The sequence below is a fragment of the Streptomyces sp. NPDC037421 genome (genome assembly GCF_055602105.1).
Window position 1 is genome coordinate 78,736 of record NZ_JBVJWV010000008.1, and the last position, 21,551, is coordinate 100,286.

A 21,551-nucleotide genomic window follows, 5' to 3' on the forward strand; every position below is an offset into this window, starting at 1 on the left:
CCTACCGACGGGACCCGCCCCTGCACACGGACACGACGCCCCGACTCAGTGGTAACGCGGATGCGGCAGCGTGGACGGCGGGAGCCCGGCCGGCCTGCTCCGGGCGGCGTCCCGGGCCGCGTCCCGCAGCCCCCGGGTGGACACGGCCCGCAGGGCGGGGGTGTCGCGGTCCACGCGCAGCTCGGGGACCCGGTCGCGGGAGGCGAGCACGAAGCCCCAGTCCTGCGGCGGCGCGTCGGCCGCGCCCTGGGTGCGGTCGGGCCCGGCGGCGAAGCCGGAGAGCCGGCCGCCCGTGCTGTACGGGGTGGTGAGCAGCCCGGCCGCGCGCAGGGTGGACTCGACGGTCCAGTACGTGCGCGGCCTCGTGGTGAGGGGGCCGGCGTGCACCGCGATGCGCCCGCCCGGCTTCAGGGCCCGCGCGGCGAGCCCGTAGAACTCCTGCGAGTACAGCTTCGTGCTCGGTGTGATGCCCGGGTCGGGCAGGTCGGAGACGATGACGTCGAAGCGGTCCCGCGCGGCTGGCCCCCGCAGCCAGCGGAAGGCGTCCTGGGTGACGACGCCGAGGCGCGGGTCCGCGTACGCCCGGGCGTTGAGCGCGGAGAGCATCGGGTCGGTGCGGGCGAGGCGGACCACGCCGGGGTCGAGCTCGACGACGGTGACGGAGGCGACGTCCCGGTAGCGCAGCACCTCGCGGGCGGCGAGCCCGTCGCCGCCGCCGAGGACCAGGACGCGGGCGTGCGGGCCGGTCATCGCGGGGTGGACCAGGGCCTCGTGGTAGCGGTACTCGTCGTAGCCGCTGACCCGCAGCCGCCCGTCCAGGAAGAGGTCCAGGGAGCGCGGGGAGCCGGTGGACGGCCCCGTCAGCACCAGTTCCTGCACTCCGGTCTGCGCGGCGACCCGTACCTCGGCGCCGTAGACGGCGGTGCGCGCGGCCCGCTCGAAGTCGTCGACGAGGAGGGTGGCGGAGGCGAGCAGGGCGATGACGGTCGCGTTGGCGGTGACCAGCAGCCAGCGGCAGCGTCTGCTGAGGTCGTGGCGGAACAGCCACAGGACGAGTCCGCCGCCGACGACGGCGTTCACGGTGCCGGTCAGCATGGCCCCGGTGAGCTGGCCGAGCACGGGGAGCAGCAGGAAGGGGAAGGCGAGCCCGCCGGCCAGGGCGCCCACGTAGTCGGCGGCGAAGAGGTCGGCGACGGCCCCGCCGGCGTCCTGTCTGCGGATGCGCTGGATGAGGACCATCAACAGCGGGATCTCCGCGCCGATGAGCACTCCGATGCCGAAGGAGAACGCGACGAGGGCCGGCCGGGACTCCCCCAGCCAGGCGAAGCTCGCGTACAGGGACATGGCGGAGAAGCCGCCGAGCAGGGCGAGCGCGGCCTCGATGGCGCCGAACCCGAAGGCGGGCCGGTGGCGCAGGCGTTTGGCGAGGAGGGAGCCGACGCCCATGGCGAAGACCATGACGGACAGGACGACCGACGCCTGCGTGACGGAGTCGCCGATGAGGTACGAGCCGAGGGCGAGCAGCTCCAGCTCGTACACGAGCCCGCAGGCGGCGCAGACGAACACCGTGGCCAGCACGAGGAGTCGGCCGGTCCGGGGACGTACGGGCAGGGCGGCCTGGACGGTCTGCACGCCCCGCGGCTCCGCCGCCGGGAGCACCCCGCGGGGGGCGGAACGGTCGATCATGCAGCGAACCGTACGTCACCGCCCACCGGCGCCCTGTCACCCACATGGGTGCAAGTGCCGCCTCGATCGGGCCAGTTGGCGTAATCGCGAGGGGCGGCCCACGGGGATCAGACGGGGGCTCCCATGCGTACGCCCACCCGGGTGCGGGTGGCCACCAGCTGGCCCTCCTGCGGGTACGCGTGCCAGGTGCGCCAGCGCACCTGGCCCTCGTGCCGCTGCGCGAGCATCGCGGTGAACGCGTGCGGGTCACCGGGGAAGGTGCCGGCTAGCCCGTTCGGATGATCCGCGACCAGTGCGAGCAGCTCCTGCGCCCGCCCCGCGAAGGACCCCCGGGAGAGGGTCTCGACCCGCGCGGCGAACTCGTACTCCCAGTCGCCCACCCGCTTCGCCACGCCGAGCGGCAGCGGCGTACTGCTGCCGGGCATACAGGCGACCGTCTCCGAGCAGAGCACCTCGCCCTCCTCCAGGAGCACCTGATGAGAGGCCCCGAGCAGGCGCAACTCCACCTTCGCGTCCGCGAGCTGGAGGTTCAGTACGGCCAGGGCGGGCAGCCGGTCGCGTCCCAGGGCCCAGGCGAGATCGGCGGCACGCGTGTCGGTGTAGGTGGTCTGGAGGGTCGTGAGCATGAGTCGGCTCCGCAAACGCGCGAGGGAGATGGGCCGGGGCCCGCCAGCGGTAGTCAACGGGTGGGGGGACACCGGCACGGGTCCACAGGAAGTCCCGGGAGGTCCGGGGACTGGTCTACTCAACCGAGGGAATCATGAAAGGCACGGCACTCACAGCGTTTTTACCCAACTTGACGGGGTTTACATCCCCCCGGGGGCTTCACGGTTCACGTGTTCAACACGACGCCGCCCGTACGCCGTAGTGCCGGCCCGAACAAGAAGACGCCCGAAGGAAGTTGTCCCCGCCGGGCGTCTTGTCCACACGGGGTACGCGCGTCTTCCGCACACGATGCGGATCGCGGCCCGCGGCGCACGTACCAGTGTCAGCTGGACCCGCAGCCTCCGCCACCGCAGGAGGACGAGGACCCGCACGAGGAGGACGAACCGCAGGACGACGACGAGCCGCAGGAGGACGACGAGGAGCCCCCGCCGCCCGCCCACCAGCTCGAGCCGGAGCCGGAGCCGGAGCCCCCGCCCCCGGTGAAGCGCGACACCACGTAGATGAGGAATCCGGCGACCGCGACGACGATGACCACACCCAGGAGCATGGCTTCGCCCCCTTTCTGACACCCGGTCCCCCGGGCGGACGGGACCCCCGTGGCCCGCGTGCAAGGGGGATGCCCGCAGGCCAATGCCTCGAAAGCACACTTGAGCAACTCCAGAGGTTCCCCCCAGGATGGCGCTCATGAGCGCACCCGCGGGCAGCAGCAGCCGCCCCTTCCTCAACCGCAGCCTCGCCGCCTTCGGCACCACGATCTTCGCGGAGATGTCGGCGCTGGCCGCCCGCACCGGGTCGATCAACCTGGGCCAGGGCTTCCCCGACACCGACGGCCCCGCCGAGATCGCCGAAGCCGCCGTACGCGCGATCCGCGACGGCCGCGGCAACCAGTACCCGCCGGGCCCCGGCATCCCCGAGCTGCGCACCGCGATCGCCGCCCACCAGCAGCGCTTCTACGGCCTGTCCTACGACCCGGACACCGAGGTCCTCGTCACCGCCGGCGCCACCGAGGCCATCGCCGCCTCCCTCCTCGCCCTCCTCGAACCGGGCGACGAGGTCATCGCGCTGGAGCCGTTCTACGACTCCTACGCCGCCTGCATCGCCATGGCGGGCGCGGTCCGCGTCCCGCTCACCCTGCGCGCCCCGCACTTCCGCCCCGACCTGGACGCCCTGCGCGACGCGATCACCCCGCGCACCCGGCTGCTCCTGCTCAACACCCCGCACAACCCCACGGGCACCGTCCTGACCCGCGAAGAGCTGGCCGCCGTCGCCGGACTCGCCGTGGAGCGCGACCTCCTCGTCGTCACCGACGAGGTGTACGAGCACCTCGTCTTCGAGGGCGGGCACGTGCCGCTGGCCTCCCTGCCCGGCATGCGCGAACGCACCGTCACCATCTCCTCCGCCGGCAAGACCTTCTCCTTCACGGGCTGGAAGGTCGGCTGGATCACCGCCCCGCCCGCGCTGGTCTCGGCGGTCCGCTCCGCCAAGCAGTTCCTGACCTACGTCTCTTCCGGCCCCTTCCAGTACGCCGTCGCCGAGGCCCTCGCCCTCCCCGACTCCTACTTCGACGGCTTCCGCGCGGACCTCGCCGCCAAGCGCGACCTCCTCTCCGACGGGCTCGCCGCCGCCGGGTTCGAGGTCTTCCGCCCGCAGGGCACGTACTTCATCACCACCGACATCTCGCCCCTCGGCGAGAAGGACGGCCTCGCCTTCTGCCGCGCCCTGCCCGAGCGGTGCGGGGTCGTCGCCATCCCGAACCAGGTCTTCTACGACGACAAGTCCGCCGGGGCCACCCAGGTCCGCTGGGCCTTCTGCAAGCAGACCGCCGTCCTCCAGGAGGCCGTGGACCGCCTCCGCGCGCTCTGAGGCCCGGCATGGACGTGACGACGAGACGGACCCCGCCCGCCCCCGGACGGACCAGACGAAGACAGGGGACGGCCTGGTCGGCCGGGGTCGCACTCGGGGTGTTCGCCGCCGTGCGCGGAGCCGGGGCGCTGGTCATCGCCCTCGGCGCCTGGTGGGCCGGCCGGAACCCGGTGAAGGTGCTCGGCGGCTCCTGGGACTCCTTCTGGTACCTCTCCATCGCCGCTCAGGGCTACGGCCGCACCCACATGTGGCCCGCCTCCGACTCCATCCAGAGCGACTACGCCTTCTTCCCCCTGTACCCGCTGCTGGTGGACCTCACCGGCGGCGGCCCCGTCGCCGGGCTCGTGGTGTCCTGGACGGCCGCGGCCGTCGCCGCCGTCGGGGTGTACCGCATCGGGGAGCTGCTGCTCGGGGCACGGGCCGGGGTGCTGCTCGTCGCGCTGTGGGCCTCGCTGCCGCACGCGGTGGTGCTGAGCCTCGCCTACACCGAGCCCCTGCTGTGCGCGCTGGCCGCCTGGGCGCTGTACGCGCTGCTGCGGGAGCGCTGGCTGTGGGCGGCCTCCCTGGCGGCGCTCGCCGGGCTGACCCGGCCCACCGGGATCGCCGTCGCCGCCGCCGTGACCGTCCTGGCCCTGCGGGAGCTGGTGGTACGGGGCAACCGCGCGCCCGAGGTGTGGGCGGCCGGGCTGCTCGCGCCCGCGGGCTGGGCCTCGTACGTCGTGGCCGTCGGGGCGCACCGCCACGACCCCCTCGGCTACTTCACCGTCCAGCGGCAGTGGGGCTCGCGCTTCGACTTCGGCGGCGGGACCCTGGAGACGGCCTGGAAGGCCCTGTCCGGCGGGCCCGTGACCGTCCCGGTCGGGGTGACGCTGGCCGTGCTCGCCGCCGCGGGGCTGCTCGCGGTACTGGCCGTACTGGACCGGACGCCGCTGCCACTGCTCGTGTACGCCGGGACGCTGCTGGTGATCACCTTCGGCGGGGCGGGCTTCTTCGAGTCGAAGCCGCGCTTCCTGCTGCCCGCGTTCCCGCTGCTGCTGCCGGTGGCGGCCGCCATGGCGAGAGCCCGGCCGCGCACGGCGATCGCGGTGACCGCCGGGCTGGCCGGGCTCTCGTACGGCTACGGGGCGTACCTGCTCCTGATGGCGAAGGTACCCCTGTAGGAGGGGGGGACGGCTACTCGCCGTCCTCCTCCTTCTTCTCCTCGCCGTCGGCGGAGTCGACGTCCTTCTCCAGGCCGAGCTGCTCCAGCAGCCACTTGTCGAACTCGATCGACGCGCGGACCCAGCTGACCGTGGAGGACACGAAGTGCTCCAGGCTGACGCCGGTGCCGATCAGCATCTGCGCCTCGCCGATCAGGCGGACCGAGCCGTCGTCGTGCGTGTGGCTGTAGACCTTCGGCCACAGGGTGCGGCGGTTCCAGTCGTCGATCGACTCCAGCAGCTGCGGCTTGTCGTCGATGGCGTGCGGGCGGTCGTAGAAGGTCCGCACGGAGAAGACCTGCTGCTCGCCCTCGCCGCGGAACATGAAGTAGGTGCGGAAGTCCTCCCACGGCGCCGCGAGGTCACCCTCGTCGTCGACGACGTACTTCAGCTCCATCTGCTCCAGGAGCTGCTTCACCAGGTCCTGGTCGGGGACGACGGGGCCCGCCGGTCCTTGGCCTTGCGGTTCGGGCTGACCCCCGAAGTTCGGAATCGAGGCCGGGTCGATGCTCACCGTGTACTTCCCTTCGTGCGGATGACGCCATCCTCCCCCATCTCGCCTACCCCGTGTCCAGCCCCGCACCCGCGATCCGCTCCGGGCGGACACGGGGGGCCGCGCGGCCCTTACAGGGCCCGCCCGACCAGCAGGTCCTCGCCGGCCACGTCGACCCGTACGGTGTCGCCGTCGCGGACCTCGCCGGAGAGGATCTCCTTGGCCAGGCGGTCGCCCACGGCCGTCTGGATCAGGCGCCGCAGGGGGCGGGCACCGTACGCCGGGTCGTTGCCCTTGTCCGCCAGCCAGGCCAGGGCCTCCGGGGTGACCTCCAGGCCGAGCCGGCGGTCGGCGAGGCGCTTGGCGAGCCGGGCGATCTGGAGCTCGGCGATGTGCGCCAGCTCGTCGCGGGTCAGCGCGGAGAAGACCACCAGGTCGTCGAGACGGTTGAGGAACTCCGGCTTGAAGCTCGCCCTGACCACCTCCAGGACCCGGGCCTTCTTGTCCTCGGCGGAGGGCACCGGGTCCACCAGGAACTGGCTGCCCAGGTTCGAGGTGAGGATCAGGATGGTGTTGCGGAAATCCACCGTCCGGCCCTGTCCGTCGGTGAGGCGGCCGTCGTCGAGGACCTGGAGCAGGATGTCGAAGACCTCGGGGTGGGCCTTCTCGACCTCGTCCAGCAGCACCACGCTGTACGGGCGGCGGCGGACGGCCTCGGTGAGCTGGCCGCCCTCCTCGTAGCCCACGTAGCCGGGCGGGGCGCCGACCAGCCGGGCCACGCTGTGCTTCTCGGAGTACTCGGACATGTCGATGCGGACCATGGCCCGCTCGTCGTCGAAGAGGAAGTCCGCGAGGGCCTTGGCCAGCTCCGTCTTGCCCACGCCCGTCGGGCCCAGGAAGAGGAACGAGCCGGTGGGACGGTCCGGGTCGGCGATGCCGGCGCGGGTGCGGCGGACGGCGTCCGCGACGGCCCGTACGGCCTCGGTCTGGCCGATCAGGCGGCGGCCCAGCTCGTCCTCCATGCGCAGGAGCTTCTGGGTCTCCCCTTCGAGGAGCCGGCCGGCCGGGATGCCGGTCCAGGCGCCGACCACGTCGGCGATGTCGTCGGGGCCGACCTCGTCCTTGACCATCGCGTTCTTGGAGTTCTTCGAGGTCCCGGCCGCGGCCTCCTCCTCGGTGGCCTCCGCCAGCTCGCGCTCCAGCTGCGGGATCTCCCCGTAGAGCAGCTTGGAGGCGGTGTCGAAGTCGCCGTCGCGCTGGGCGCGCTCGGCCTGGCCGCGCAGGTCGTCCAGGCGCTCCTTGAGCTCGCCGACGCGGTTGAGGGACTGCTTCTCCTTCTCCCAGCGGGCGGTGAGGCCGCGCAGCTCCTCCTCCTTGTCCGCGAGGTCCTTGCGGATCTTGTCGAGGCGTTCGATCGAGGCCGGGTCGGACTCGTTCTTCAGCGCCAGCTCCTCCATCCGCATCCGGTCCACGGAGCGCTGGAGCTCGTCGATCTCCACGGGCGAGGAGTCGATCTCCATGCGGAGCCGGGAGGCCGCCTCGTCGACGAGGTCGATGGCCTTGTCGGGCAGGAAGCGGGAGGTGATGTAGCGGTCGGAGAGGGTGGCGGCGGCGACGAGGGCGCTGTCGTTGATGACGACCTTGTGGTGGGCCTCGTAGCGGCCCTTGAGCCCGCGCAGGATCGCGATGGTGTCCTCGACGGTGGGCTCGGCGACCAGCACCTGCTGGAAGCGGCGCTCCAGGGCGGGGTCCTTCTCGATGCGCTCGCGGTACTCGTCCAGGGTGGTGGCGCCGACCATGCGCAGCTCGCCGCGGGCCAGCATGGGCTTGAGCATGTTGCCCGCGTCCATGGCGGAGTCCCCGCCGGCCCCGGCGCCGACGACGGTGTGCAGCTCGTCGATGAAGGTGATGATCTGGCCCTCGCTCGACTTGATCTCGGCGAGGACGGTCTTGAGCCGCTCCTCGAACTCGCCGCGGTACTTGGCGCCGGCCACCATCGCGCCGAGGTCGAGGGAGACGAGCCGCTTGCCCTTGAGGGACTCGGGGACGTCGCCCTTGACGATGCGCTGGGCCAGGCCCTCGACGACGGCGGTCTTGCCGACGCCGGGCTCGCCGATGAGCACCGGGTTGTTCTTGGTGCGGCGGGAGAGGACCTGGACGACGCGCCGGATCTCGTGGTCGCGTCCGATGACGGGGTCGAGCTTGCCGTCGCGGGCGGCGGCGGTGAAGTCGGTGCCGAACTTCTCCAGGGCCTTGTACTGGCCCTCGGGGTCGGGGGTGGTCACCCGCCGTGCTCCTCGTGCGTTCTGGAAGGCGTCCAGCAGCTTCTTCGCCGTGGCGCCCTGGGCGGAAAGGACCTCACCGGCCGGTCCGCCCTTGGCGGCGATGGCGATGAGGAGGTGTTCGGTGGAGAGGTACTCGTCGCCGAGGCGGCCGGCCTGGGAGTCGGCCTCGGCCAGTACGGCGAGCAGGTCGCGGCTGGGCTGCGGGGGCGCGACGGTGGAGCCGGTGACGCTGGGCAGGGCGGCGAGCAGCCGCTCCGCCCCGGCGCGGACGGCGGCCTGGTCGGCGTCGGTGGCGACCAGCAGGTCGATGACGTTCTCGTTGTCCTCGCCGGCGAGCAGCGCCAGCAGGAGGTGCGCGGGGGTCAGGTCGGCGTGGCCGTCCTTGACGGCCCTGCTCGTGGCCGCGTTCAGGGCGTCGCGGCTCTTGTTGGTCAGCTCGGCGTCCACTCTCGGTTTCTCCTCTCCGGCGGGCGTACGTGACGCGTCGCACCCGGCTGGGCGGGTGCGGACTCTGACAGATTCAGCATCTGCAAAGTTGAGTCTATTCCACTCAAGCCTCCGCTCGGGGCCATTCTCCCGCCGGATCCGGCGGGTACGCGGGCGTACGCTTCGGCCCATGTCCCATGACGTACTCAACCCGACGCCCGAGTACCTCGCCTTCTGGCGGGAGCGGCACGTCTGCACCCTGACCACCCCCCGCCCGGACGGTACGCCGCACGTGGTGCCCGTCGGGGTGACCTACGACCCGGAGGCCGGGGTGGCGCGGGTGATCAGCAACAAGCACAGCAAGAAGGTCCGCAACGTCCTGGCGGCGGCCGGGGGCGGCGCGCGGGTGGCGGTCTGCCAGATGGAGGGCAGGCGCTGGGCCACCCTGGAGGGGCGCGCGGTGATCCGTACGGACGAGGCGTCGGTCGCCGAGGCCGTGACGCGCTACGCGGAGCGGTACGGGCGGATGCCCTCGCCCAACCCGGACCGGGTGGTCCTGGAGATCACCCTCGACCGGGCCATGGGCCGGGCCTGAGCCCCCGGGGCGGACCTGGAGGGACCTTCGAGCGTTCCTCCGCGGATCCCCCGGCGATTGTCCGGTTCAACCACTGGACGCGGACATCACAACGGCGCCATCGTGGTCAGGTCCACGATGGCGCCGTTGTGTGGGGGTAGCACCTGGAGCGATCTGCAACGACGGGGGAATCGCCTCAGGCACTGCGGGGGGTGGCGGTGGTGATATCGGGCTCGAAGAGCTGGTGGTCACGCTGGTCGAGGTTGACGAAGACCATGCCGTACCGCACTTCGCAGCGGACGGGCTGCGGTGCGCCCCGGGGGCGGCGCAGACAGCGGTAGGCGCGGACGTCCTCGTCCTCCTCGCGCACGACGACGATCGGCTGGCCGAAAAGGGTGACCATCAACGAGTCGCCGGCGTAGGGGATCGCCGTGGCGAGGTCGATGAACTGCCACCCGGAGCGGTACGCGGATGCCATTTCGCGGCGGAAGTCGCGGTCGTCGGGGGTCATCAGGAGGCCTTCGCAGGGGCCGTGTCCCAGCCGAGGTCCGCAGGACCCGAGTTCCAGCCGAGATCGCTCTTGCCTATGGACTCGACGTGCGCGGCGGCACTCGCCTGAGCACTTCCCGCGTCGCCGCCGTTGCCGGCTACGACTGCTCCAATGACCGCAACGACGGAGAAAACAACGGCAAGCGCCGAGCGAAGCATTCTCTTATACATGGTCGGCTTCGTCCTCACTTGATGGAATCCTCTCCCCCGCACTGACAGACGATGGCTCATTCAGGCACGTCAGTGCCACAGGGACGATGCATCATGTTCTTACATGTTCAGGACCCTGGGGGGTGGAGATTTGACAAGAAACGAGACAAACCCGACACATCCCCACCCCGTCACGGCGATGTGCAGCGAGGGCGCGCGACTGTACGCGGCGGCCCTGAGCACCGGCCGCGTCGCGCGCGGCGAGGTCCAGAACGCCCCCTGCCTGCTCGAATTCGCACTCCTGCGACCCGACCCGGATGACGCCAACCAGTTGCGCGCGGTTCCCCCGTCCGTCGCCCTGGCCCAGCGGCTCCATCCCCTCGAACGCGAGATCCAGGAACGCAGGCGCACCGCCGTAGATCTCACCGATGCATTCGAGCCGTTCCTCACCATCAGCGCCCAGAGCCCCTCCAACACCCACGCCATCACGGTCCTGGAGGGGATCGACCAGATCAACGCCGCCCTCGACCTGGCCACCGCCGAGTGCCATACCGAGGCCCTGACCGTCCAGCCGGGCGGCGCGCGGCCGACCTTCATCCTCAGCGAGGCCCTGGAGCGCGCCACGCCGCTGATCGACCGCGGGGTGAGCATCCGGACGCTCTACCAGCACACGGTGCGGCACAGCCAGGGGACGCTCGCCTACGTGGACCGGATCTCCACGGGGAAGGTCGAGATCCGCACGCTGGAGGAGCTGATAGAGCGTCTCATGATCTTCGACCGCACGGTGGCCTTCATCCCCGCCAGCGACGACCGCCGGGTGGCCCTGGAGCTGCGGCACCCGGGGCTGGTGGACTACCTCATCAAGGTCTTCGAACAACTCTGGCGCAGAGCCGTGCCGTTGGGCGACGAGGTCACTTATACGCACAACCCGGATGGTATCTCCGGAGTGCAACGTTCCATCGCACAGCTGCTGATCGAGGGCCACGTGGACGAGGCCATCGCCCGCCGGCTGGGAATGAACGTACGCACCTGCCGCGCGCACATCGCGAAGCTGGCCGCCGCCCTGGGCAGCGGCAGCAGGGCCCAACTCGGCTACCTCATCGCCCAGTCCGGGATCCTGCACGGCTCGAACCCGGCGCAGCTCCCCGAAGGCTGACAGGAGCCCGCAGGCGGCCGCCAGGAGCCCCCCGACGCGCGGAAGGCCCCGCCGGGGCCCCTCCTGTGCGGGAGGGGCCCGACGGGGCCTTCACGGCGCGTGGGTCAGTCGCCCGGGCGCTTGGTGGGGCGCCAGACGACCAGCGCGTTGCCCGGCACCGGCGGCTGGTACGGGACCAGGTCGCGGCGGTACGAGGCGTGCACCTGGGCCTCGCGGGCCTGGAGGGCGGCGGCCGCCCCGTCCACGGCGGCGGACAGCTCGGCCACGCGCTGCTGGAGCGCGGCCACCTGGTTCTCCAGTTCGATGATCCGCTTGATCCCGGCCAGGTTGATGCCCTCGTCCTGGGACAGCTGCTGCACCGTGCGGAGCAGTTCGATGTCCCTGGCCGAATACCGCCGGCCGCGGCCGGCCGTACGGTCCGGGGAGACCAGACCGAGGCGGTCGTACTGGCGCAGGGTCTGCGGATGCAGGCCCGAGAGCTGGGCGGCCACCGAGATCACGTAGACCGGGGTCTCGTCGGTGAGCTGATAGGCCCCCTCGCCGAAGCGGGGCTGTCGTCGGCGGCCGTCCATGTCATGCTCCCTTCGCGGACTCGAACAGGAGGGCGCGCGGGTCCTCGGCCCCGGTCGCGTCCCGGTACAGCTCCAGGGCCTCGCGGGCCTTGTCGGACAGCTCCGCCGGAACCGCGACCTCCACCGTGACGAGCAGGTCGCCGCGGGTGCCGTCCTTGCGGACCGCGCCCTTGCCCCGGGCCCGCATGGTGCGGCCGCCGGGGGTGCCCGGGGGGAGCTTCAGGGTGACCGGGGGGCCGCCCAGGGTCGGCACCTTGATCTCGGCGCCCAGGACGGCCTCGGCGAAGGTCACCGGGACCGTCACCGTGAGGTTGTCGCCCTTGCGGCCGAACACCGGGTGGGTGCCGACGTGCACCACCACGTACAGGTCACCCGCCGGGCCGCCGCGCTCGCCCGGAGCGCCCTTGCCGCGCAGCCGGATCCGCTGGCCGTCGGAGACGCCCGCCGGGATCCGGACCTGCATGGTGCGGGAGGACTTGGCGCGCCCGCTGCCCTTGCAGACCTCGCAGGGGTTCTCCGCGATCAGGCCGCGGCCCTTGCAGTCCGCGCAGGGGTCGGTCAGCGAGAAGCCGCCGCCGCTGCCCCGGGAGACCTGGCCGGTGCCGACGCAGGTCGGGCACACCCTGGGGGTGCCGTTCGTGTCGCCGGTGCCCGAACAGGCCTTGCAGGGGGCCTGCGAGGACATCCGCAGCGGCACGGTCGCGCCGTCCACGGCCTCCGTGAAGGAGAGCGTGACCTCCGACTCGACGTCCTGGCCGCGGCGCGGCTGGGTGCGGGTGCCCGCACCGGCGCCGGCGCCGCGGTTGAACAGCCCGCCGAAGACGTCGCCCAGGCCACCGCCGAAGCCGCCCTGGCCGCCCTGCTGCGTACCGCCGAACAGGTCGCCCAGGTCGAAGTTGAACGAGCCGCCGCCCGGGCCGGGGCGGAAGCCGCCGTTCCCGAACAGCGCGCGGGCCTCGTCGTACTCCTTGCGCTTCTTGGCGTCGCCGAGGATGTCGTTCGCCTCGGAGATCTCCTTGAAGCGCTCCTCGGCCGAGGTGTCGCCCTTGTTGGCGTCCGGGTGGAACTCGCGGGCGAGCTTCCGGTACGCCTTCTTGATCTCGGCCTCGGTGGCGTCCTTCGGGACACCGAGGACCTTGTAGTAGTCCTTCTCGACGAAGTCCTTCGTGCTCATCCCCGGTGTCCCTCCTCTCGGATCCCTACATGGTGTCCGTCAGCCCTTGTCGGGGGCATCCGTGTCCTTGTCGGACGGCGTGTCGCCGTCACCGGACTCGGACTTCGCTGCGGGTGCCGCGCCCGGCTGGGGCTCGGCCACCGCGACCCGCGCGGGGCGGATCGTGCGCTCGCCGATCCGGTACCCCGGCTGCAGGATCGCCACGCAGGTCGTCTCGGTGACGTCCGGCGCGTACGAGTGCATCAGGGCCTCGTGGATCGTCGGGTCGAAGGGCTCGCCCTCCTTGCCGAACTGCTGCAGCCCCATCTTGGCGGCGGCGGTCTCCAGCGACTCGGCCACCGACTTGAAGCCGCCGACCAGCTCGCCGTGCTCCCGGGCCCGGCCGATGTCGTCCAGGGTCGGGAGGAGCTCCGTCAGCAGGCTCGCGACCGCGATCTCCTTGACGGCGACCCGGTCCCGCTCCACGCGGCGACGGTAGTTCTGGTACTCGGCCTGGAGCCGCTGGAGGTCCGCGGTGCGCTCGCCGAGCGCGGTACGGGCCTGGTCCAGCTGCGCCAGCAGGGCCACATCCTGAGCCTTGTCCCCGGCCGGGGCCGCCTCGTCCTCCTCCTTGGAGGAGTCGGCGGCCTTCGGCTCCGCGTCGTCAGCGCCGGCGCCGGTGGGGACTTCGGGCTTCTCCTCGAAACCCGGGGTCTCCTCCGACATCAGGCAGCGCCGCCCTTCGGCTTCTCGTCGTCGACGATCTCGGCGTCGACGACGTCGTCGTCGGCCTTGGCCTGGCCCGCGTCACCCGCGCCGCCGGCGGCCTGGGCGGCCTGCGCGTCGGCGTAGATGGCCTGGCCGAGCTTCTGGCTGACCGCGGCGAGCTTCTCCGTCGCGGTGCGGATCTCGGCGGTGTCCTCGCCCTTGAGCTTGTCCTTCAGCTCGGTGACGGCCGTCTCGACCTCGGTCTTGACCTCGGCCGGGACCTTCTCCGCGTTGTCCGCGAGGAACTTCTCCGTCTGGTAGACGAGCTGCTCGCCCTGGTTGCGGGACTCGGCGGCCTCCTTGCGGCGCAGGTCCTCGTCCGCGTACTGCTCGGCCTCCTGGCGCATGCGGTCGACCTCGTCCTTGCCGAGCGAGGAGCCGCCGGTGACGGTCATCTTCTGCTCCTTGCCCGTGCCAAGGTCCTTGGCCGTGACGTGCATGATGCCGTTCGCGTCGATGTCGAAGGAGACCTCGATCTGCGGGACGCCGCGCGGGGCCGGCGGCAGGCCCGTCAGCTCGAACATGCCGAGCTTCTTGTTGTACGCCGCGATCTCGCGCTCGCCCTGGTAGACCTGGATCTGCACGGACGGCTGGTTGTCCTCGGCCGTCGTGAAGATCTCCGACCGCTTGGTCGGGATGGTCGTGTTGCGCTCGATGAGCTTGGTCATGATGCCGCCCTTGGTCTCGATGCCGAGGGACAGCGGGGTCACGTCGAGGAGCAGGACGTCCTTGACCTCACCCTTGAGCACACCGGCCTGGAGGGTGGCGCCGATGGCGACGACCTCGTCCGGGTTGACGCCCTTGTTGGCGTCCTGACCGCCGGTGAGCTCCTTGACGAGCTCGGCGACGGCCGGCATGCGGGTGGAGCCGCCGACCAGGACCACGTGGTCGATCTCGGACAGCGCGATGCCGGCGTCCTTGATGACGTTGTGGAACGGGGTCTTGCAGCGGTCGAGCAGGTCCGCGGTCAGCTGCTGGAACTGGGCGCGGGTGAGCTTCTCGTCCAGGTGCAGCGGGCCCTCGGCGGAGGCCGTGATGTACGGCAGGTTGATCGAGGTCTCCGTGGAGGAGGACAGCTCGATCTTCGCCTTCTCGGCGGCCTCGCGCAGGCGCTGGAGCGCCATCTTGTCCTTGGACAGGTCGACGCCGTGGCCGTTGGCGAACTGCTTCACCAGGTAGTCGACGACGCGCTGGTCCCAGTCGTCGCCACCGAGGTGGTTGTCACCGTTGGTGGCCTTGACCTCGACGACACCGTCGCCGATCTCCAGGAGCGACACGTCGAAGGTGCCGCCGCCGAGGTCGAAGACGAGAATGGTCTGGTCGTCCTTGTCGAGGCCGTACGCCAGGGCGGCGGCGGTCGGCTCGTTGACGATGCGCAGGACGTTCAGGCCGGCGATCTCGCCGGCCTCCTTCGTCGCCTGGCGCTCGGAGTCGTTGAAGTAGGCAGGAACGGTGATGACCGCGTCCGTGACCTTCTCGCCCAGGTACGCCTCGGCGTCGCGCTTCAGCTTCTGCAGGATGAAGGCGCTCATCTGCTGCGGGTTGAAGTCCTTGCCATCCAGGTTGATCTTCCAGTCAGTGCCCATGTGGCGCTTGACGGAGCGGATGGTCCGGTCAACGTTCGTGACCGCCTGGCGCTTGGCCACCTCGCCGACGAGGACCTCGCCGTTCTTGGCGAAGGCGACGACGGACGGCGTGGTCCTGGCACCCTCGGCGTTGGTGATGACGGTGGGCTCGCCGCCTTCGAGAACGCTGACGACGGAGTTAGTGGTGCCCAGGTCGATGCCGACCGCACGTGCCATTTCGATTCCTCCAGCTGACTTGAGTGGAACAGGCTCAAGAATGCCGTAACGCCGCCCTGGCGTCAACAGAGGTGAGTCGAGGGCGCTCAACCTTTAGGCTGCGCTTACGCTCAGGGGAACCCCGGCCCCCCGCCGGCGGTCGAGGCGCGGGGGCCGGGGCCGAGGCGGCCGGGCCGCACCCGAACGGGTACCCGGCGCAGCTCGCGGCCGCGCGGCGCGGCAGGGGCGCCAGGGGCTTCCGGCACGGTGCTGGCATGCGTCTGCCGCACCCCCTCACCGCCCGGCCAGGGCCACGACCGCCGGCCAAGCGGGTGTTCGACCTGATCGGCGCGGTGGCCCTGCTGGCGGTGGCGGCCCTCCCGCTGCTGCTGACCGCCGCCCTGCTGTACGCGGCGACCCGCGCGCGGGTCCTCGTGCGGGAGCCCGCGCTCGGGCTCGGCGGGCGGCCGTTCCGCGCCTGGCGGCTGCGCACCGAGGACGCGGGGCGGGCGGGCGCGCTGGTGCGGCGGTGCGCACTGGAGGGGCTTCCTCGGCTGCTCAACGTGGCGCGCGGCGAGATGTCGCTGGTCGGGCCGCGCCCTGAGGCCCGTACCGACCACCCGGAACGGCTGCTCGTACGTCCCGGAATGACCGGATTGTGGCAGGTCAGCGCGCGTTCCGACCTCCCCTGGGAGGAGATGGCCCTGCTGGACCGGCACTATGTGGAGAGCCATTGGCTGGGGATGGATCTCGCGATCCTCGCGCAGACCCCTCGGGCGGCCTACCGACAGAGGCATGCCTGAGCGACACAGATCACCGCACGCTCACCTACAGTGCGGCGCGGGAACTGGGTAACCTCAAGCCTTGACTCAATAAGTTACCGCTTAGTAAGTCCCGCCCGAGGAGCCCTCCCATGCAACTCGCCGCGATCATCGTGTCGCTGGTCCTGACCGTGGTCGGCGTCGCGCTGATCGCCCGAGCCGTGGCGCAGATCTACCGGTTCGTGAAGCTCGGCCAACCCGTACCGGCGGGCAGCCGCACGGACCGCCCGAAGGACCGAACGATCACCCTGGTCAAGGAGTTCCTCGGCCACACCCGGATGAACCGGTGGGGCATCGTCGGCTTCGCGCACTGGTTCGTCGCGATCGGCTTCCTGACGCTGCCGCCCACCCTGGTGCAGGCCTTCGGCCAGCTCTTCCAGGCGGACTGGCTGCTGCCGATCGTCGGCGACTTCCTGCCCTTCGAGCTCTACACCGAGTTCATCGGCGTGATGACGGTCGTCGGCATCGTCGTCCTGATGGTGATCCGCCTGCTCAACCTTCCCTCGCGGGCCGGTCGCAAGTCGCGCTTCGCCGGCTCGAAGGCCTGGCAGGCGTACTTCGTCGAGTACGTCATCCTCACCATCGGCCTCGCGATCCTCGCGCTGCGCGGCCTCGAGGGCGCGATCCACGGCGTGGAGTCCTACGAGCCGGCGTACTTCGCCTCGTACCCGCTGGTGCTGGCCTTCAAGGGGCTCTCGTTCAGCGGTATCCAGAACGCCATCTACTTCACCGCGATGGTGAAGATCAGCGTCTCCTTCATCTGGATGATCACGGTCTCGCTCAACACCAACATGGGTGTGGCCTGGCACCGCTTCCTCGGCTTCCCGAACATCTGGTTCAAGCGCAACGCCGACGGTTCGACGGCGCTCGGCGCCCTCCAGCCGATGACCTCGGGCGGCAAGGAGATCGACTTCGAGGAGCCCGGCGAGGACGACGTCTTCGGCGTCTCCCAGGTCGAGCAGTTCTCCTGGAAGGGCATCCTCGACTTCTCCACCTGCACCGAGTGCGGCCGCTGCCAGTCGCAGTGCCCCGCCTGGAACACCGGCAAGCCGCTGTCCCCGAAGCTCCTGATCATGTCGCTGCGCGACCACGCGCACGCGAAGGCCCCGTACCTGCTCGCGGGCGGCGGCAAGGACATGGAGGGCAACGAGAAGGCCACGGCGGAACAGCTGGCCGGCGTCCCGGCGGCGGCCCTGGCCGAGGCGGAGCGTCCGCTGATCGGCACGGCCGAGGAGAACGGCGTCATCGACCCGGACGTGCTGTGGTCCTGCACGACCTGCGGTGCGTGCGTGGAGCAGTGCCCGGTCGACATCGAGCACATCGACCACATCGTCGACATGCGCCGCTACCAGGTGATGATCGAGAGCGCGTTCCCGTCGGAGGCGGGCACGATGCTCAAGAACCTGGAGAAGAAGGGCAACCCCTGGGGCCTGGCCAAGAAGCAGCGCGTGGAGTGGACGAAGGAGGTCGACTTCGAGGTCCCGATCATCGGGAAGGACGCGGAGGACCTCTCGGAGTTCGACTACCTGTACTGGGTCGGCTGCGCGGGCGCCCTGGAGGACCGGGCGAAGAAGACCACGAAGGCCTTCGCGGAGCTGCTCAACATCGCGGGCGTCAAGTTCGCGATCATGGGCGGCGACGAGAAGTGCACCGGTGACTCGCCGCGCCGCCTGGGCAACGAGCCGCTGTTCCAGCAGCTGGGCCAGGAGAACGTGGCCATGCTGAACATGGCGTTCGGCGAGGACGACGACGACCCGTCGACGAAGAAGCCGAAGTCCGCGAAGCGGATCGTCTCCACCTGCCCGCACTGCTTCAACACCATCGCGAACGAGTACCCGCAGCTGGGCGGCGAGTACGAGGTCATCCACCACACGCAGCTGCTCCAGCACCTGATCGACGAGGGCCGCCTCACGCCGGTCACGCCGGTCGACGGCCTGATCACGTACCACGACCCGTGCTACCTGGGCCGGCACAACAAGGTCTACACGCCGCCGCGCGAGATCATGTCCGCCGTGCCGGGCCTGCGTCAGCAGGAGATGCACCGCCACAAGGAGCGGGGCTTCTGCTGTGGCGCCGGCGGTGCGCGGATGTGGATGGAGGAGCGGATCGGCAAGCGCATCAACAACGAGCGCGTCGACGAGGCCCTGTCCCTGAACCCGGACATCGTCTCCACCGCCTGCCCCTTCTGCCTCGTGATGCTCACCGACTCGGTGAACGGCAAGAAGAACGACGGCCAGGCGAAGGAATCCGTCCAGGTCGTGGACGTGGCGCAGCTGCTGCTGGAGTCGGTGAAGGCACCGGAGCCGACGGAGGAGGAGCTCGCGGCACTGGCGGCGGAGGCCGAAGCCGCCGAAGCCGCTGCCGCTGCGGAAGCCGAGGCGAAGGCGGCTGCGGAAGCCGAGGCGAAGGCGGCTGCGGAAGCCGAGGCGAAGGCGGCTGCGGAAGCCGAGGCGAAGGCCAAGGCGGAAGCCGAAGCCAAGGCCAAGGCAGCTGCCGCTGCGGAGGCGAAGGCCAAGGAAGAGGCGGAGGCCAAGGCAGCCGCTGAGGCTGCCGCTGAGGCGAAGCCGGAGGAAGACGCCGAAGACGAGGCCGAGGCGCCCGAGGCGGAGGCGACGGCCGACGACAAGGCAGAGGCCGACGCTCCGGCCGAGGAAGAGGCTCCGGCCAAGGCAGAGGCTCCGGCCAAGGCAGAGGCCGAGGCGGCGCCGAAGGCCGACTCCGAGCCGAAGGCCGACGACGAGCCCGCCGCGGAGACCGAGGCTGCCGACGAGGCGCCTGCGGCGGAGCCCGAGGCGGACGCCGAGCCCGAGGCGGAGGCTCCGGCCGAGCCCGAGCCCGAGGCGGAGGCTCCGGCCGAGGCCGAGCCCGAGGCGGAGGCTCCGGCCGAGCCCGAGGCCAAGGCGGACGCTCCCACTGAGACCGAGACCGAGGCCGACAACGAGGTCAAGGACGAGGCTCCCGCCGAGACCGACGGCAAGGGCGAGGCGAAGCCCGAGGCGGCCAAGTAGTCACGGGCCGAACACGGCAGTGAGAACGGCCGGTCCCCCACGGGGGGCCGGCCGTTCCGCGTATCCGCGCGCGTCGGGGGGTCAGTCGCTGGTGCGGTTCCGGCGGAGCATCGCGAAGCCGAGGCCCGCCGCGCCCGCCGCGGCCATGCCGCCGCCCGCGGCCAGCAGCAGCGGGGTGTCGGCCTGCGGGGCGGGGACCCCCTGGGCGCCGGCGTTCACGCCGCCCTTCGGGACGACCCGCTCGGACTTCGACGGCTCCGTCTTCACGTCCGTCTTCACGTCCGCCTTCGTCGTCACCTTCGCCGGCTTCTCCGCCTTGTACTGCTCGATCAGCTTGCCGGTGGAGAAGTCGTACACCCAGCTGTCCCCGCCCCCCTTGCCGTCGATGACGACGAACTTGACGCGCTTCCCGTCCTGGACGAGCTTGTACGTCCAGCCGTCGTTCAGCACGCTCGGGTTCTTCAGGTCGATCGCGCCGAGGACGTTCCCGTTCGGCATGGAGATCTCGGCGCGCTTGCCCTTCGGGCCGTCGACCAGCCGCGCGATCCGCCCGTCCGGCATGGTGATCCGTACCGAGGTCTCCTTCTTGACCTGCGGCTTCGGCTTCTCGGCCGGCTTCTCGGCGGGCTTGCGGGAGCCGCCCTCGATCCACGAGGTGACGGTGCCGTCCGGCTGGAGGACGACGTGCAGGCCGTTGTTCTGCCCGTACGCCGGCCTGCCGTTCCTGCTGACCAGGGTGTCCAGCTTCGTGCCGCCGGCGAAGACATCGGCCGCGAAGTGGCCGTCGCCGAGCTTGTAGACCTTGGCGACCGACCCGTCGGCCAGCCTCACGGTGGTGACGTACGCCCGGCCCTTCGACGGCTTCTCGACGGGCTTCTCGGACGGCTTCACGGACGGCTCGACAGACGGGTCGACGGACGGGTCCACCGCCGGCTGCTCGACCCCCGGCAGCACCTCGGGTTCCGGCACCGTCGGCGAGTCCGCGAAGGCGGACCCGACGGGCAGTGCCAGCACGGCGGCGGCGCCGGTGAGGACTGCGGCGGTACGAAGGGTGGTGCTGCGGCGGGTACGGCGCATGTCTTGGGTTTCCGTTCTGGTTCGTGACTCCGTGGCGGCGACACTCCCGAAGCTACGGACCCGATACGTACGCATTCCGTCGGCTGCGTAACGAACCACCACAGAAGCCCCCGCAACCGTGTAAATCACCCTCCCCCGGCTTCCCCTAGGGGATGTCACAGGTCAGCCGCAAAGGCCGCCCGTTCCGGTGGCCCGGCCACGGCCGCCCGGCGGAGCAGGTACTTTCGATCACGTGGCTGGATTCAGGATCGGACGCGGCAGGGACGACAACCACCCTCCGCAGCAACCCCCGCACACCCCGCGGCAGCAGCCGTACGGTCAGCAGCAGCAAGCGCCGTACGGTCATCAGCCCTACCCGCCCGCCGGCCCGCCGCCGCAGCAGCACTGGCCGGCCCAGGGCGGCGCGGGCGACCACGGCGAGCCGGAGTACTTCGACCCGTACGGCCAGCAGGCGCAGCCGGGCCGGCAGGGCCAGTACTCCCAGCCGCACCCGCACCCGCAGCCGCCGCAGGACCCGTACGCGGGCCAGCACGGGGCCTCGTACGCGAACGACCCGGGGTACACCCAGGCCTTCTCGGTCGGCGAGGACCCGTACGGCCAGGGCGCGACGTACCAGGCGGGCGCGGCCCCCGCGGCCCCCGCCGGGCCGCGGCTGCACTGGAAGGACCTGCTGCGCGGCATCGTGCTGCGGCCGGGACCGACCTTCCTCCAGATGCGCGACTACCCCGTCTGGGGCCCGGCGCTGGTCGTGACCTTCGTCTACGGCATGCTCGCGGTCTTCGGCTTCGACAAGGCCCGCGAGGACGCCATCAAGGCGACCCTCACCCAGGTGATCCCGATCATCCTCAGCGCCGGCGTGGCCTTCGTCCTGTGCGGCCTGATCCTCGGCGCGGTCACCCACACCCTGGCCCGCCAGCTGGGCGGCGACGGCGCGTGGCAGCCGACCGTGGGCCTGTCGATGCTGGTCATGACCATCACGGACGCGCCGCGCCTGCTGGTGGCGGTGTTCCTGGGCGGCGACAACATGTTCGTGCAGGTGCTGGGCTGGGTGACCTGGCTGGCGGCCGGCGCGCTCTTCACCGCGATGGTGAGCAAGTCGCACGACCTGCCCTGGCAGAAGGCGCTGGGCGCGTCCGCGATCCAGCTGGTCGCACTGCTCTCGATGATCAAGCTGGGCACGCTCTAGCCGTCCCGGAGCGTACGTACGGGAAGGGGGCGGGGGGGGGGGGGGGGGGGGGGGGGCGCGCGGGGGGGGGGTGGTCTGGGGGGCTTGGGCGCGGTCTCTCTCTTTCTTCCCCCTAGGCGTGGCGCCCTCAAGGAACCC

18 protein-coding genes are annotated in these 21,551 nt (G+C 71.2%); 7 read left to right on the forward strand and 11 right to left on the reverse strand.

From position 1 onward, the window contains the following. Window positions 1-45: 45 nt before the first annotated feature. The 3 genes from ACZ7IF_RS14605 to ACZ7IF_RS14615 form a co-directional block, all read right to left on the reverse strand. Window positions 46-1,686 carry a polyamine aminopropyltransferase gene (locus tag ACZ7IF_RS14605; protein WP_470969604.1) on the reverse strand — a complete coding sequence of 547 codons (1,641 nt, stop codon included), beginning with the start codon at window positions 1,684-1,686 and terminating at the stop codon, window positions 46-48. A gap of 107 nt (window positions 1,687-1,793) precedes the next feature. After that, complete coding sequence (locus ACZ7IF_RS14610) at window positions 1,794-2,312, reverse strand: DUF2617 family protein (RefSeq protein ID WP_042801168.1); 519 nt, start codon at window positions 2,310-2,312, stop codon at window positions 1,794-1,796. Window positions 2,313-2,674: 362 nt separating this feature from the next. Continuing rightward, complete coding sequence (locus tag ACZ7IF_RS14615; protein WP_470969607.1) at window positions 2,675-2,899, reverse strand: hypothetical protein; 225 nt, start codon at window positions 2,897-2,899, stop codon at window positions 2,675-2,677. A gap of 128 nt (window positions 2,900-3,027) precedes the next feature. On the opposite strand from ACZ7IF_RS14615, the gene ACZ7IF_RS14620 reads away from it, so the two are divergent. Both ACZ7IF_RS14620 and ACZ7IF_RS14625 read left to right on the forward strand, forming a co-directional pair. Next, the gene (locus ACZ7IF_RS14620; RefSeq protein ID WP_470969610.1) at window positions 3,028-4,215 is read left to right on the forward strand and encodes a pyridoxal phosphate-dependent aminotransferase; all 1,188 of its coding nucleotides are present in this window, start codon (window positions 3,028-3,030) and stop codon (window positions 4,213-4,215) included. 8 nt (window positions 4,216-4,223) lie between these two features. Continuing rightward, on the forward strand, window positions 4,224-5,375 hold the full coding sequence (locus tag ACZ7IF_RS14625; protein WP_470969614.1) for a glycosyltransferase family 39 protein: 1,152 nt from the start codon (window positions 4,224-4,226) through the stop codon (window positions 5,373-5,375). A 13-nt stretch (window positions 5,376-5,388) separates the two neighbouring features. Here ACZ7IF_RS14625 and ACZ7IF_RS14630 read toward each other — a convergent pair whose 3' ends face one another. Both ACZ7IF_RS14630 and clpB read right to left on the reverse strand, forming a co-directional pair. Beyond that, window positions 5,389-5,928, reverse strand: coding sequence for a type III secretion system chaperone family protein (locus ACZ7IF_RS14630; RefSeq protein WP_470969618.1), 540 nt, complete (start codon window positions 5,926-5,928; stop codon window positions 5,389-5,391). A gap of 110 nt (window positions 5,929-6,038) precedes the next feature. Beyond that, entirely contained in the window at window positions 6,039-8,639 is a 2,601-nt protein-coding gene (clpB, locus tag ACZ7IF_RS14635; protein ID WP_470969622.1) for an ATP-dependent chaperone ClpB, read from the reverse strand. A gap of 169 nt (window positions 8,640-8,808) precedes the next feature. On the opposite strand from clpB, the gene ACZ7IF_RS14640 reads away from it, so the two are divergent. Then, a complete protein-coding gene (locus tag ACZ7IF_RS14640) occupies window positions 8,809-9,213 on the forward strand; it encodes a pyridoxamine 5'-phosphate oxidase family protein (protein WP_470969625.1) in 405 nt (134 codons plus the stop codon). A gap of 175 nt (window positions 9,214-9,388) precedes the next feature. Here the strand turns inward: ACZ7IF_RS14640 and ACZ7IF_RS14645 are convergent, their stop codons facing one another. Beyond that, a complete protein-coding gene (locus ACZ7IF_RS14645; RefSeq protein WP_030228709.1) occupies window positions 9,389-9,703 on the reverse strand; it encodes a Rieske (2Fe-2S) protein in 315 nt (104 codons plus the stop codon). A gap of 312 nt (window positions 9,704-10,015) precedes the next feature. On the opposite strand from ACZ7IF_RS14645, the gene ACZ7IF_RS14650 reads away from it, so the two are divergent. Then, window positions 10,016-11,047 carry a helix-turn-helix transcriptional regulator gene (locus ACZ7IF_RS14650; protein WP_470969628.1) on the forward strand — a complete coding sequence of 344 codons (1,032 nt, stop codon included), beginning with the start codon at window positions 10,016-10,018 and terminating at the stop codon, window positions 11,045-11,047. A 104-nt stretch (window positions 11,048-11,151) separates the two neighbouring features. On the opposite strand, the gene ACZ7IF_RS14655 is transcribed toward ACZ7IF_RS14650, so the two are convergent. The 4 genes from ACZ7IF_RS14655 to dnaK are packed head-to-tail and all read right to left on the reverse strand — an operon-like array spanning window position 11,152 to window position 15,342. Beyond that, window positions 11,152-11,619 carry a heat shock protein transcriptional repressor HspR gene (locus ACZ7IF_RS14655; protein ID WP_427708201.1) on the reverse strand — a complete coding sequence of 156 codons (468 nt, stop codon included), beginning with the start codon at window positions 11,617-11,619 and terminating at the stop codon, window positions 11,152-11,154. A 1-nt stretch (window position 11,620) separates the two neighbouring features. After that, the gene (dnaJ, locus tag ACZ7IF_RS14660) at window positions 11,621-12,793 is read right to left on the reverse strand and encodes a molecular chaperone DnaJ (protein ID WP_470969631.1); all 1,173 of its coding nucleotides are present in this window, start codon (window positions 12,791-12,793) and stop codon (window positions 11,621-11,623) included. A 39-nt stretch (window positions 12,794-12,832) separates the two neighbouring features. Then, window positions 12,833-13,498: a nucleotide exchange factor GrpE gene (gene grpE, locus ACZ7IF_RS14665; protein ID WP_470969634.1), complete on the reverse strand. Its 666-nt coding sequence runs from the start codon at window positions 13,496-13,498 to the stop codon at window positions 12,833-12,835. Continuing rightward, on the reverse strand, window positions 13,498-15,342 hold the full coding sequence (gene dnaK, locus ACZ7IF_RS14670; protein WP_470969638.1) for a molecular chaperone DnaK: 1,845 nt from the start codon (window positions 15,340-15,342) through the stop codon (window positions 13,498-13,500). Before dnaK ends, grpE begins: the two co-directional genes overlap by 1 nt. Window positions 15,343-15,596: 254 nt before the next feature. Here dnaK and ACZ7IF_RS14675 point away from each other — a divergent pair, with 254 nt between their 5' ends. Next, on the forward strand, window positions 15,597-16,124 hold the full coding sequence (locus ACZ7IF_RS14675; RefSeq protein WP_470969641.1) for a sugar transferase: 528 nt from the start codon (window positions 15,597-15,599) through the stop codon (window positions 16,122-16,124). Window positions 16,125-16,234: 110 nt separating this feature from the next. Then, window positions 16,235-19,150: a heterodisulfide reductase-related iron-sulfur binding cluster gene (locus tag ACZ7IF_RS14680; protein WP_470969645.1), complete on the forward strand. Its 2,916-nt coding sequence runs from the start codon at window positions 16,235-16,237 to the stop codon at window positions 19,148-19,150. Window positions 19,151-19,231: 81 nt separating this feature from the next. Here the strand turns inward: ACZ7IF_RS14680 and ACZ7IF_RS14685 are convergent, their stop codons facing one another. After that, complete coding sequence (locus tag ACZ7IF_RS14685; protein ID WP_470969649.1) at window positions 19,232-20,227, reverse strand: hypothetical protein; 996 nt, start codon at window positions 20,225-20,227, stop codon at window positions 19,232-19,234. Between the two features lie 232 nt (window positions 20,228-20,459). Here ACZ7IF_RS14685 and ACZ7IF_RS14690 point away from each other — a divergent pair, with 232 nt between their 5' ends. Beyond that, a complete protein-coding gene (locus ACZ7IF_RS14690; protein ID WP_470969652.1) occupies window positions 20,460-21,413 on the forward strand; it encodes a Yip1 family protein in 954 nt (317 codons plus the stop codon). The last annotated feature ends 138 nt before the right edge of the window (window positions 21,414-21,551 follow it).